10 protein-coding genes are annotated in these 12539 nt (G+C 40.6%); 6 read left to right on the top strand and 4 right to left on the bottom strand.

What is annotated here, in order from left to right:
* Nucleotides 1-73 precede the first annotated feature (73 nt).
* Nucleotides 74-1603, bottom strand: a complete 1530-nt coding sequence (gene gadC / locus AC0UMU_RS02230; protein WP_022600701.1) for a glutamine/gamma-aminobutyrate antiporter GadC — start codon at nucleotides 1601-1603, stop codon at nucleotides 74-76.
* A gap of 327 nt (nucleotides 1604-1930) precedes the next feature.
* Between gadC and AC0UMU_RS02225 the strand changes: the two genes are divergently transcribed.
* Nucleotides 1931-2698: a potassium channel family protein gene (locus AC0UMU_RS02225; protein ID WP_009319111.1), complete on the top strand. Its 768-nt coding sequence runs from the start codon at nucleotides 1931-1933 to the stop codon at nucleotides 2696-2698.
* 45 nt (nucleotides 2699-2743) lie between these two features.
* Here AC0UMU_RS02225 and glsA read toward each other — a convergent pair whose 3' ends face one another.
* Together glsA and gad are read right to left on the bottom strand one after the other, a co-directional pair.
* Nucleotides 2744-3709, bottom strand: coding sequence for a glutaminase A (glsA, locus tag AC0UMU_RS02220; RefSeq protein WP_288640773.1), 966 nt, complete (start codon nucleotides 3707-3709; stop codon nucleotides 2744-2746).
* Nucleotides 3710-3860: 151 nt separating this feature from the next.
* Nucleotides 3861-5300 (bottom strand): glutamate decarboxylase, encoded by a 1440-nt coding sequence (gad, locus tag AC0UMU_RS02215; protein ID WP_473979856.1) that lies wholly within the window; start codon nucleotides 5298-5300, stop codon nucleotides 3861-3863.
* Between the two features lie 337 nt (nucleotides 5301-5637).
* On the opposite strand from gad, the gene AC0UMU_RS02210 reads away from it, so the two are divergent.
* From AC0UMU_RS02210 to AC0UMU_RS02195, 4 genes are all read left to right on the top strand, one after another.
* Complete coding sequence (locus AC0UMU_RS02210; RefSeq protein ID WP_122304681.1) at nucleotides 5638-6864, top strand: MFS transporter; 1227 nt, start codon at nucleotides 5638-5640, stop codon at nucleotides 6862-6864.
* 38 nt (nucleotides 6865-6902) lie between these two features.
* A complete protein-coding gene (locus tag AC0UMU_RS02205; protein ID WP_270213820.1) occupies nucleotides 6903-7814 on the top strand; it encodes a DMT family transporter in 912 nt (303 codons plus the stop codon).
* Between the two features lie 253 nt (nucleotides 7815-8067).
* The gene (locus AC0UMU_RS02200) at nucleotides 8068-9045 is read left to right on the top strand and encodes a metallophosphoesterase (protein WP_122304680.1); all 978 of its coding nucleotides are present in this window, start codon (nucleotides 8068-8070) and stop codon (nucleotides 9043-9045) included.
* A gap of 368 nt (nucleotides 9046-9413) precedes the next feature.
* On the top strand, nucleotides 9414-10547 hold the full coding sequence (locus tag AC0UMU_RS02195; RefSeq protein WP_288640783.1) for a site-specific integrase: 1134 nt from the start codon (nucleotides 9414-9416) through the stop codon (nucleotides 10545-10547).
* 82 nt (nucleotides 10548-10629) lie between these two features.
* Here AC0UMU_RS02195 and AC0UMU_RS02190 read toward each other — a convergent pair whose 3' ends face one another.
* Nucleotides 10630-11067, bottom strand: a complete 438-nt coding sequence (locus AC0UMU_RS02190) for a hypothetical protein (protein ID WP_288640784.1) — start codon at nucleotides 11065-11067, stop codon at nucleotides 10630-10632.
* Nucleotides 11068-11263: 196 nt separating this feature from the next.
* Between AC0UMU_RS02190 and AC0UMU_RS02185 the strand changes: the two genes are divergently transcribed.
* Complete coding sequence (locus AC0UMU_RS02185; protein WP_211035171.1) at nucleotides 11264-12538, top strand: ATP-binding protein; 1275 nt, start codon at nucleotides 11264-11266, stop codon at nucleotides 12536-12538.
* The last annotated feature ends 1 nt before the right edge of the window (nucleotide 12539 follow it).

Genomic DNA, 12539 nt, shown 5'->3' with positions numbered 1-12539 from the left:
TTACCGAAATAAACAATAGCAAAAGGGGCTATCCGACTTTTTGGACAGCCCCTTTGTTGTAATTAATTGAATACTATTCGGTCGTATTTTTGTTGACAGGTTTTTGCTCTGTTTGTGTAGCTATTGTTGTTCCGGTTTCGGGTGCTGTCGTATTTTCTTCCCAATGAAATGGTGCGAACTCGGTGTCTTCACTTTTCCATGATGGTTTACGAGCGGCATAGATGATAAACGGAGCTGCTACAACGACGATACAGCCTATGATAAGAACAGAGAACCATACGGTATTATTTCCTGTCGATATTTGACTGGGAGGGATGAAACTTAATATAAAAGCGAGTAATGATCCGCAGAATCCGAGTCCGGCAACAAACCAGATCAATCCGTTGCCTTTACTTCCGATGCGGAAAGGCCGGTCTGCTTTTTTCATGTTATACCGCAAATAGATGGCTGCAGCAAACATCATCAAGTACATGATGAGGTAGAGCAGAACGGTGAGCTGAGAGAGAATTTGGTAAAAACTTTGAACAGAGGGCATTACGACAAAAAGCAAGCTTAAAAGAGTGACGGCAAGCCCTTGGATGTACAGAATGTTTTTTTGCACGCCTATTTTATTCGTTTTTTGGAAGAATGGAGGCAGATACCCGGCTTTTCCTACGGCAAATATACCTTTTGACGGACCTGCAACCCAAGTTAGTACTCCGGCTAATACTCCGAAAGCCAGCGCTACGGCGATGACCGGCGATAACCATGACATGCGGATAAAGCTGAAATAGTTGTCGAATCCTTCCAGTAAGCTTTGGGTTAGGTTGATATCTTTTTGAGGAATGATGATTCCGAGAGAAAATGTTCCTAATATAAAAATGATAACCGTAATGGCTGAACCTATAAATACGGCTTTAGGATAATTTTTTGCAGGATTGTTTATATCTTTTACATGTATCCCTCCCATTTCCATACCGGCATAAAACAAAAATATGCTGGCTGCTAATACCAGATTGTCGAATTTTGAAAAGTCCGGAAGAAAGTCTCCGGAGAAGTCCATTTGGGATTGTCCGCCCATTGCCAGATAGACAATGGCAAGTATAACCAACAAGGCTGCCGGGATAATAGTCCCTACCATACCGCCGATTTTAGCGACTTTACCGACCCAGTTCAATCCTTTCAGGGAGATAAAGGTAGCCAACCAGTATATGATCAGTACGACGACCAACGTGTAAATTTTATTAGATGCCAACAACATGTCCTGAGAGTGATCCATTCCTATAAATGCAATAGAGACAGCTCCGAAGGTAAGCACGGTCGGATACCAGATCGTACTTTCTATCCATTGTAACCAGATGGCGAGAAATCCGAATTTTTTACCGAACGCTTCCCCTACCCATCGAAATACTCCGCCTTGTTTATCTTGAAACATGGCTGCCAGTTCTGCCGCGACCAATGCCGTCGGGATTAAAAATACGATTGCTGCAAACAGATAATAGAATGCCGAGCTTAATCCATATTCTGCTTCTGCCGGAAGTCCCCGTAGTGATACTACAGCCGTGACGTTCATGATCGCTAAAGTGAAGACTCCGAGTTTTACTGTTTTTCCAATATTTGCCATAATTTATGTATTAAAGAAATTATTTGTATATCTGCTTTTGGTATAACAAATTCTTGTACTGTTGGTTTAGAGCCTATCTAAAATTTCCAATAAAGAAATATTATCAGTTCTTTTTTGCATTTTTTTCCCGTGTTTCACTTGTCAGATAGCCTGTGCTATCCTCCTTGTAAAAACGACAAAACTTCTTCGAAAGAAACTCTCAAATTTGGTCTGAGTAAAATTTAGATAGGCTACTAGTCGGATAAAACCACTTTGGTTAAACAAACTTGCAGGAAGGGTTGTTTTTAGGGAAAACAATATTGAATATTATTATATTAAAAAATAAATATGAAGTCTGCGTTATCTGATTTTGTTTATGAGAAGAAGGGAATATACGGCATTTTGCATGTCATTATCTTGTTACTGTCTCTATTTTTGATCATAAGTATCTCTATCGATACGTTCAAGAATCTGCCTTTTTTGACACAGGGCAGTTATTTGAAAATTCAGTTATGGATATGTACTTTTTTTATATTCGATTTTATCTTGGAATTTTTCCTTTCACATCGGAAGCTTCATTATTTACGTACTCATTTTGTATTTTTGATTATTTCGATCCCGTATATTAATATATTTGATTATTATCATGTAGCATTTTCTCCGGAAATCCGTTATTTTTTACGTTTTATACCTTTGATACGGGGAGGCTATGCCTTGGCGATAGTCGTGGGCTGGTTATCCTATAATAAAGCTTCGAGCCTGTTTACTTCATATCTGACGATGTTGTTGGCTACCGTATATTTTTCGAGTCTTATATTTTTCGTATTGGAACATAAGGTGAATCCTCTTGTTCCCGATTATGGTGAAGCCTTGTGGTGGGCTTTTATGGATGTGACGACGGTGGGTTCGAATATTTATGCCGTAACGGTTACAGGAAAAGTGCTTTCGGTGCTGTTGGCCGCGTTGGGAATGATGATGTTCCCTATATTTACGGTATATGTAACGAGTTTGGTACAGAAGGCGAATTTGGATAAAAAAGAATATCTTCAACAAACAAGTGACAATTCTGTATCTGCAGGAAGGTCTACTCAGACCCAAACAGAAACAAACCCGTAAACAGGAATTTCTGTTTACAGGTTTGTTTCGGAATGTTTTTTACGCCTATTCGACTATTGTAACTTGGTCTCCACTGAATACCGATAACCCTAATTTATTCATAATATGTTTAATTGCTAATTGGGCTTTTACCGAATTTCCGGCATTGTCGATGGGTGGTGCAAAAGCTGCAATCCCGAATAATCCGGGAAGTGTGCCCATTACACCGCCCCCGACTCCTGTTTTTGCAGGAATGCCGGAAGTATAAAGCCAGTCGCCTGTATGTTCATAGAACCCTACGGTAGCGATAAGTGAAGTTATTTTGGGAGAGAGTGCCGTATCGAATATCTGTTTCCGGGTAACCGGATTTGTTCCGTTATTGGCGATCGTAGCCCCGCATATCGATAATTGGGTTGCCGTGATTCCTAATGAACATTGCCGGGTATAAAGGTCGAGCGACATCGTCGGATCGTCATAGATGCGGTTATAATTTTTAAGTAGCCATGTTATAGACCGGTTGTTGAAATTTGTCTCCGATTCCGATTTGTATAACTCATCGATCAATTGAGGGGCACTTCCACATAAATCGGTAATGTTATCGACGATTGCTTTCCATTTGTTTTCGGGATCAGCTATCGGTTTTACCATACTGCATGCAGCGATTGCTCCTGCGTTGACCAAAGGTGTGGAAGGATGATCATTTTCCAATAAAATGGCGAATATCGAATTAAATGGTAATCCGGTGGCGTCTGCTCCGATTTTTTCGAGGAGTTGTTGAGCTCCGTATTGCCGGAGAACTAAAATGGCTGTGTGAACTTTAGAGACCGATTCTATTCCGAACTTATATTCCGCGTCTCCTAATTGAATGGTCTGTCCATTGAGCAGGCATATACTGATCCCGAACAGATTTTTATTTATATTGGCCAAGTAAGGGATATAATCGGCGTTTTTCCCGTCGGTATTTGTTTTATACAGATCAAAAGCCTCTTGAGCCGCATCTTTGATTTGGGAAATGGAAATTTTCTTTTGCATACCTTTTCTGTAATTAAAAAAACGGGAGCTGTTTTTTTATCCGGGAATGTTATTATCCCGTTTGAGAGCCTATCTAAATTTTACCGATAATATTTTTTGCCGGAAAATTTAGGCAGGCTCTTAGAACAGCTCCCGAGAGTTCTTATATTTATTATTTCTTTTTCCGGCCTGAGCCTGTATGAGTGAATACAGAGCCTTTGATCTCGATATTTTTTTCTTGCGCAATGCGGGTCGGAGTCGGGTATTCAAGTTTTTCGAGCTCGGCAATTGCATTGTTAATGTCATTTAGCAACATGTCTGCCATATCACGGCTGAATCCTTGACGTACGACAATACGCATTACGATGTAATTTTGAATGTTTTCAGGAAGAGTATATGCCGGAACCATCCATCCGCCTTGTTTCAGTTTATCTTGTAAATCATAGAGAGTCCATTTTGCTGTTTTTGCATATTCCGGTTTCATGTACCAGATGAACAGCGGATTGACTACTTCAGGGCTATAATTAACAAACGGTTTCATCTGTCCGATTTGCTGGTGCAAGTATTTGGCAATTTCCATGCCGTTTTGTTGAATAGCTTTATATCCTTCGAATCCGAGTCGGATAAATTGATAATATTGACCTAATATTTGTGCTGCCGGACGGGAGAAGTTCAGACCTACTTGAGTAATATTCGCTCCCAAATAGTTGACGCTGAAAGACATTTCTTCCGGCAAATATTTGGCGTCTTTCCAGACAACCCAGCCGAGTCCCGGATATACCAATCCGAATTTATGTCCCGATGTACTGATTGACAATACCCATTTTAACCGGAAATCCCATTTTAATTCAGGCTGTAGGAATGGTAGAATAAAACCTCCGCTGGCTGCGTCTACATGAATAGGGATGTCGAATCCTGTTTTGGCATTATATGCGTCGAGAGCCTTGTCGAGAGCTTCGACGTCATCGTTCAATCCTGTCCAAGTAACCCCCTCGATAGGGACGATGCAAATTGTGTTTTCGTCACACATTTTCAGTGCAGCTTCGGGGTCTAACGTCGTCTTTTCGAGAGTCAGAGGAACTTGTCTCATCTCGATTTGCCATAATTGGGCGAATTTTTCCCACACGACTTGAAATCCGGAAGAAATTACGAAATTCGGTTTGTCTGTCGGTTTACCTTGTGCCTGCCTTTTTTTACGCCATCGTAGCCAGGCTGCCACTCCGCCTAACATACACGCTTCGGAAGAACCGATAGCTAAAGCTCCGCTCTTCCATTTTGCCTGTTCGGGAGTGTTCCATAAATTGGCTATAATATTGATGCATTTCGCATTCATTACGGCTATGCGGGGATACTCCGTCTCATCGATATAATTGATGTCGATAGCTTCGTTCATCAATTTGGTGGCATAATCATCCATGTAAGTCGTTACGAATGTTGCCAGATTTAACCGGGGTTGCGTCTGCGCAAATGTTTCATCTTTTACCATCTGGTATGCGATCTGCGGTGTGGTAGGACCATCGGGAATTTTATCGACAGGGGAGGGTTGCAACATCTCGTTTGATCCGAAAATAGCGGTTTCGGCATCTCCGTTTCTGAAATTTTGATCTTTCATCATTGAATTGTTTTTATAGGGTTCAACATAAATTGCCGATATGATACTTATTCATATCATAGTCAAAACACTTGTGATTGCGTAATGTTTCCCGGTTTTGAATATTGCTACACTATTTGGGGTTTATTAAAAAACAGATTTCTGAGAACCTTTCTGAATCTTTAAACGAGAAAATGTTATCCGGCCATTTTTGTGTTTTCTTCCGGTCCATAACGATGTTGGAGTTTCCTCCCGGGAGAGGCAGGGGGGGTTCAAACTTTGTCCGGGCAAAATTCAGCCAGACTCTCTAAACATTCGAAGTTTTTGTTTGTTTTTTATTGTTGAATAAAAACTGAATATGGAAATAAAAACCGGAGAGGGAACTATACCTCTCGTTACCCTGATCGGCATCTGGTCTATTTCGGCCTTGAATGCATTACCCGGATTGGCAGTTTCTCCTATCTTGGGTCAACTGTCACAGATTTTTCCTCATGCTACGGAGCTGGATATTCAAATGCTGACTTCGTTACCCTCTTTATTGATAATTCCGTTCATACTTCTTTCGGGAACATTGACCGAACGGGTGAATAACATACGGCTGTTGCAAATAGGATTAGGAATATTTGCAGCCAGCGGGGTGTTATATTTGCTTTCGGATCGAATGTGGCAGCTGATTGCCGTAAGTGCCTTGCTGGGAGCTGGATCGGGATTGATCGTGCCGTTATCTACCGGATTCATTACTCGTTTTTTTAAAGGTTCTTACCGGGTAAAGCAGTTCGGATTGAGTTCGGCTATTACGAATATCACTTTAGTAGTCGCAACTGTTATAACCGGTTATTTGGCAGAGGTTGACTGGCATTTGCCCTTTATCGTGTATTTATTACCGATTATTTCGATATTTCTCTCATCTTATTTAAGAGAAGCTTCGGGGACGACAAAAAAAATATCCGAAAGTAATCGAACATCTGCCATCGTTGCAGGGAAACAGTCAGATACGGGAGATTTTATAAATAGAAAAAGACTCGTACAGTTAATGGCTTTTTATGGACTTTGTACTTATTTGGTTATTATTGTTAGCTTTAATTTACCGTTTTTGATGGAAGAGTATCATTTTTCGAGCGGTAATTCGGGCATAATGATTTCACTTTTCTTTTTGGCAATTATGACACCAGGTTTATTCTTGAACCAAATTATCGGATGGTGGAAGCAAAGAACGGAATTTTATAGTTTGTTATGTATCGCTGTAGGTTTGGGACTTATTATACTTTCCCGGTCGGAATGGTGGATCGGATCGGGGTGTCTTTTTGCCGGTTTTGGTTATGGAGTGATACAGCCTGTTGTATATGATAAGACGACAAGAACCGCATCTTCTCGAAAGGTGACTTTGGCATTGGCGTTTGTAATGGCGATGAATTATCTGGCGATTTTGCTATGTCCTTTTATTATTGATTGGGCCGGTTTTATTTTTCGAGTACATACTCAGCAATTTGCATTTATTTTTAATCTGGTTGTAACTGTCTTGGCTGCCGGATGGGCATATTGGAAGCGGAATTCGTTTGTGTTTAGCGAAAATACGGAAGAATAGGAATATCGGTTATTTGCACTATAAATTTGGAATGAGTCGTGAAAAATAAAATTGTTGAAGCAAATATCTGTATGGTTATATCTAAAGGGTTTAGCGGATTGAATATGAATGCGTTGAAATATTTACTCCCTTTTTGGATAAGCCCGTTTACAGGTGTTGCGTTGCGTTGTGTATTTGCTGCCGTTGCGTTCTGGATTATAAGTTTTTTTGTACCGTCGGAACATTCTACGGGAAAACAAAAAGTTCAGATTTTTTTATTGGGAGCCTTGGGTGTGTATGGATATATGTGTTTGTATTTGGTCGGGTTGAGTAAGACGACACCGGTATCGAGTTCTATTTTTTCGACTTTGCAGCCGGTATGGGTATTCTTAATTGCTGTTTTATTTTATCAGGAAAAAGTAACGTGGATGAAAGTAGTGGGAATCCTTATCGGTTTGGGAGGTGCATTACTTTGTATCTCTACGCAACAGAGCGATGATTTGGCATCGGATGCTTTGACCGGAAATCTTTTGTGTCTGGGTAGTTCTGTAATGTATGCCGTGTATCTGGTCATCAGTAATCGAATATTGAAATCGGTAGGGATGTTTACTTTATTGAAATATGTATTTACAGGAGCTGCATTTTCAAGCCTTATCATGGCTTGTTTTATAAAATTTGATGCGTCGGTTTTAACGCTTCCGATACATTGGTTACCGCTTTGTGTTTTATTATTTGTTCTTATTTTTCCGACGGTAATCAGCTATTTGCTGATACCGGTAGGATTGAAATATCTGAATACGACCATTGTTGCCATATACGGTTATTTAATTTTGATAGTAGCGACTATTGTTTCTTTATCTATCGGGCAAGATCGGTTTAGTTGGACTCAACTTTCTGCTATGCTTTTGATTTGCATTGGAGTATATTTGGTGGAGATTGCCGAACGAAAGACTCCTGTTACTGAGAAATAAAAAAGAATTCTTATCGGAGCTGAAGCATCCTTGAGAACAGATCTTATAAAAATATCTGTGCAAAGTTTTAGAAAAATCCACAAGAATAATTTGTTCTCTTCTGGGGAGTGGAACACTGATAACTATAGATCGGAAGAAAACATAAAAATATCCGGATAGTATTTTTATTGGAAAATTTAGGCTGCTTATAAGTATTAGACAGAGAAAAACATTATCTTTATCGATGATAAATAAGATAATGATTTGTTGAAATATGGGTAGATATATATGGCTTATTGTTGTTATTGGGTTAGGTGCTATTGTACCGGTTTGGGGACAAAATTTGAAATTTGACTCGGCAGGGCATTTTAAAATTGTACAGTTTACAGATGTCCATTATGTCCCGAATAATCCGAAATCGAAAGCTGCCATTCATCTGATCGAAAAGGTTTTGGATTTAGAAAATCCTGATTTAGTCGTATTGACCGGGGATATAGTAACTGGACGTCCTGCTCGGATAGGTTGGGACAGTGTGCTCGATCCGATATTACGGCGGAATATTCCTTTTATTGTGACATTGGGAAATCATGATGATGAGCAGGATCTGTCCCGTAGACAGGTAGCTGAGCTGGTTACTTCATATCCTTTAAATTTGAATACGGTGCGTGTAGATAGCGTGACCGGATATTTGAATGGAGTGTTTCCCGTATTGGGTCATTTATCGGATAAACCGGCTTTATTGCTTTACGGACTGGATTCTAATAGTTATTCCTCTATCCAAGCTATAAAGGGGTATGCTTGGTTCACTCCCGATCAAATAGAATGTTATAATTTATGGAGTCGTTATTATACCGGACTGAATGGGGGAAAACCTATTCCTGCATTGGCATTCTTTCATATCCCTCTTCCGGAGTATCGTGTTGCTTATAATATTCGAGAAAACAGGCAATCCGGAAAACGTAGAGAAAGGGAATGTGCACCAGAACTAAATACGGGAATGTATGCGGCAATGCTGTTGAATGGAGATGTGATGGGGATGTTTACCGGACATGATCATGGAAATGATTATATAGCATTATATAACGGTATAGCTTTGGCTTATGGACGTTTTTCCGGTGGAAAGACGACTTATACGAAAACTTCTAATGGTGCAAGAGTTATTGAGATTCGGGAAGGTGTGCGGGGGTTTTCTTCTTATATCCGGTTATCGAATGGAAAGATTGTCGATGTGTACGATTATAAACAGAATTGATTTTAAAAGAACATATATCCGGATTTTATGAATCTCTTTACGGCTTATTTTCTTGTTCCTTTACGTCACGTAAGTCGCCATGCTCTTTATCGGAATTGAAAACTCCCTTAAAGAGAGTTCTCAAAAAATCTGTGTAAAAATTAGACAGATTTCCAAAGTATGGGTGTTAAATGAAAACAAGAACTAAATTAGTGCAAATAAATTTACTAATTTACAGTGTATTATATAACATTTGATATTTTCTGTTGTTCTCATTCTTTTTAGTTGGTTGGTTCTTTTTCGGTACATTTTTGTTTCTTATTTGTTCCTCAGTATCGACTTTTATTTGTAGTTTTGCAGCAGATATAACGAGCAAAAGAGGAGGGAATATGCCACGAGTAAAAAAGCCTGCAAAAGTCAAAGAACCTATCCGCTTGCGGATGAAAGAACTGGCCAATGGAAACAAGAGCTTGTATCTGGATATATACCGGAATGGCAAACGGACATACGAGTATCTGAAGCTGTACCTTATTCCCGAAACAGATCATAATGCTCGTAGACAGAATCAAGCGACAATGGCAGCTGCCAATGCCATCAAATCGAAGCGCATAATCCAACTTACCAATGGTGAAGCGGGTATCGAAACCCGTGAAAAGGTTTTTCTTCTGGACTGGATGGAAACCTACAAAGAGAATCAGGCGAAGCGTGGTAAAAAGGACGGGAACCAAATCATGGTAACTATCCGCATACTGAAAGATTTTGCGGGTGAACGTATGACAATGGATCAGATCGACAAGGCATTTTGCCAAGAGTATATCGACTATCTGCTGACGGAGTATCGCCCCAAAGGGAAACGGGTATCTAACTTTACGCTTCACACTTATTACCGTATTCTGAACGGAGCTTTGAATGCCGCCGTTCGTGCGGATATTATCAAGTCCAACCCATTTATGAAGATTAACAACTCGGATAAGATACGCTTGCCGGAGAGCAAACGCTCGTATATGACCATTGAAGAGGTTCGGGCACTGATTGCTACTCCGATGAAAAACGAGGCCGTAAAACAGGCCTATTTGTTCTCCTGCTTCTGCGGACTACGGATAAGCGACATTATCGGTTTGAGATGGAAAGATATTTTTGTGGATAGAGGACAATACCGTTTGGCTGTATCCATGCAAAAGACCAAAGAGTCGATTTATCTGCCACTTTCCCCTGAAGCCTTGAAGTGGATGCCGGAACGTGGAGAGAAGACATCGGAAGACCATGTATTCGATTTGCCGAGCCCAACGATGATAAACATGCTTCTCAAACCTTGGGCGAAAGCGGCTGGAATAGATAAGCGGTTTTCATTTCACCTCGCCCGCCACACGTTCGCAACGATGATGCTAACGCTTGGTGCAGACCTCTACACGACCTCGAAACTGCTCGGTCATGCCGACGTGAAGATGACACAGGTATATGCCAAAATCGTCAATCAGAAAAAGGATGATGCTGTCAATCTGGTAAACGGATTATTCGACTGAAACAGGAATAGTCCTTTGTACCGGAGCGGCCATATATATTTTAGTTTACTTTAGTATCTATATATAAGGGAGAAAAACTAAACTAAACCGTTTTCAAGTAACCAATTTGAAGAAAACCGGCGGTGAAAGTTTGAATCAAATACGGGCTTTGCCGCCCTGTATAAAGGGATAAGTCGTCCGACATTTGTTGACCTCCTTCCAATGAAAAATATCTCTGAATAGGCTGCGGGAATATGTTGCCCGAGCCGGATAACGGGTACCGTTTCTTCTTTCTTTTCCCCTTATATTGCTTGACAGATGTGCGTGTTGCCGGAGAAACTCCGATGGCAATCCAGCATCGGGCTGTAAACCTGTTTACCATTTTATAATCAGGCCAATATTGGACAACGAGACTGCCCCTGCTTGTAGATTGTGTGGCAGCCCTCCCGCCGTCGAACGGTGGAAGGGGTATTAGGCTCCCCCGAAAGAAATTTCGTGGCAGACGGGCAAGCCCGTTGGAGAATGGTTGTGGCAAGAACATAACACAATTATTGAAGCGAATTATCGCTAAACTTCCACTTGATTATTCAGGATTTCAACTACGCTTTATCCAAAAAACACAAAAAAATGCAGCCGAATGGCGCTATGTTTTTTAGCCAAAAAAGGTAATTTAATTTAGCCACATATGGAAATTCTAAAATATAGTATTATCTTTGCCTTATAATCAGTATATAGATATGAAGACATATAAACCGAGAATTGCGGATAAGGAGTTACAACGAAAGCTGGCAGGTATCGGTGCCGTTTTGATTGAAGGACCTAAATGGTGCGGTAAAACTACAACTGCGGAGCAACAGGCGTCCACAATCATCTACATGGACGATCCTTTGTACAAAGAACAGAATCTCCGTATGGCTGATATAAATCCTAAAGCGTTGTTGGTCGGAGAATGTCCCATATTGGTAGATGAATGGCAACTTGCTCCCAAATTATGGGATACAATCCGCTTTGAAGTCGATCACAGAGAAGGCGAAGGTCTTTTTATTTTAACTGGTTCGGCTGTTCCTGCAAAAACAGAAGAAATTCATCATTCAGGAGCAGGTAGATTTGCATGGCTAACTATGCGTCCCATGAGTTTATACGAGTCGGGGGAATCTTCTGGAGAAGTGAGTTTGGAGGGGATGTTTGAAACTCCAGATAATATAATGGGAATCAACAAATTGTCGCTTGATGATATTGCTTTTTTAATTTGTCGAGGTGGGTGGCCTCGTGCATCATTGCAAACAGGAGATATTGCGCTGGATCAAGTGAAATACTATTATGACGCTGTGACGCGTTCGGACATTTCTCGAGTAGATGGCGTTCGACGCAATCAAGAACGGGCAAAACGATTGATGCGTTCATATGCTCGACATCAAGGTTCTCAGGCTCCCATTAGTACTATTGTAGAAGATATGCGAGTGAATGATGAAGAATCAACGGATGTAAAAACAGTTACTTCTTATATTGACGCTCTGAAAAAAATTTTTGTCATAGAAGATTCTGTTGCATGGAATCCTAATCTGCGCTCAAAGACAGCTATTCGGACATCTGATACCAGGTACTTTGTTGATCCGTCAATTGCTGTTGCTGCTTTGGGTCTTGGCCCAAAGGACCTGATTAATGATCTGAATACAATGGGGTTGTTATTTGAGACACTTTGTGTCCGGGATTTACGCGTATTTGCGAGCGCTTTAGATGGACAAGTTTATCATTTTCGAGACAAGTACGGCCTCGAATGTGACGCAGTTGTTCATCTGCGCAATGGTAAATTTGGCCTTATCGAAATAAAACTTGGCGGAGACCAACTTATAGAGCAAGGCGCAACTACCTTAAAAACATTGGCTGCAAAGATAGATACGGATAAAATGAAAGCCCCGTCTTTCTTAATGGTGTTGACGGCTACAGGAAAATTTGCCTATCGACGTGCAGACGGAGTTTATGTGGTTCCTATTGGATGCTTAAAAGACTAAT

The organism is Coprobacter fastidiosus, assembly GCF_982245605.1.
Note: the sequence above shows the minus strand (reverse complement) of the source record. Positions and strands in the feature narration are given on the sequence as shown.

Coding starts and splice junctions, on each gene's coding strand:
- gadC (WP_022600701.1), bottom strand. CDS start 1,603: ATGGCAAATATTGGAAAAACAGTAAAACTCGGAGTCTTCACTTTAGCG.
- AC0UMU_RS02225 (WP_009319111.1), top strand. CDS start 1,931: ATGAAGTCTGCGTTATCTGATTTTGTTTATGAGAAGAAGGGAATATAC.
- glsA (WP_288640773.1), bottom strand. CDS start 3,709: ATGCAAAAGAAAATTTCCATTTCCCAAATCAAAGATGCGGCTCAAGAG.
- gad (WP_473979856.1), bottom strand. CDS start 5,300: ATGAAAGATCAAAATTTCAGAAACGGAGATGCCGAAACCGCTATTTTC.
- AC0UMU_RS02210 (WP_122304681.1), top strand. CDS start 5,638: ATGGAAATAAAAACCGGAGAGGGAACTATACCTCTCGTTACCCTGATC.
- AC0UMU_RS02200 (WP_122304680.1), top strand. CDS start 8,068: ATGGGTAGATATATATGGCTTATTGTTGTTATTGGGTTAGGTGCTATT.
- AC0UMU_RS02195 (WP_288640783.1), top strand. CDS start 9,414: ATGCCACGAGTAAAAAAGCCTGCAAAAGTCAAAGAACCTATCCGCTTG.
- AC0UMU_RS02190 (WP_288640784.1), bottom strand. CDS start 11,067: ATGTTCTTGCCACAACCATTCTCCAACGGGCTTGCCCGTCTGCCACGA.
- AC0UMU_RS02185 (WP_211035171.1), top strand. CDS start 11,264: ATGAAGACATATAAACCGAGAATTGCGGATAAGGAGTTACAACGAAAG.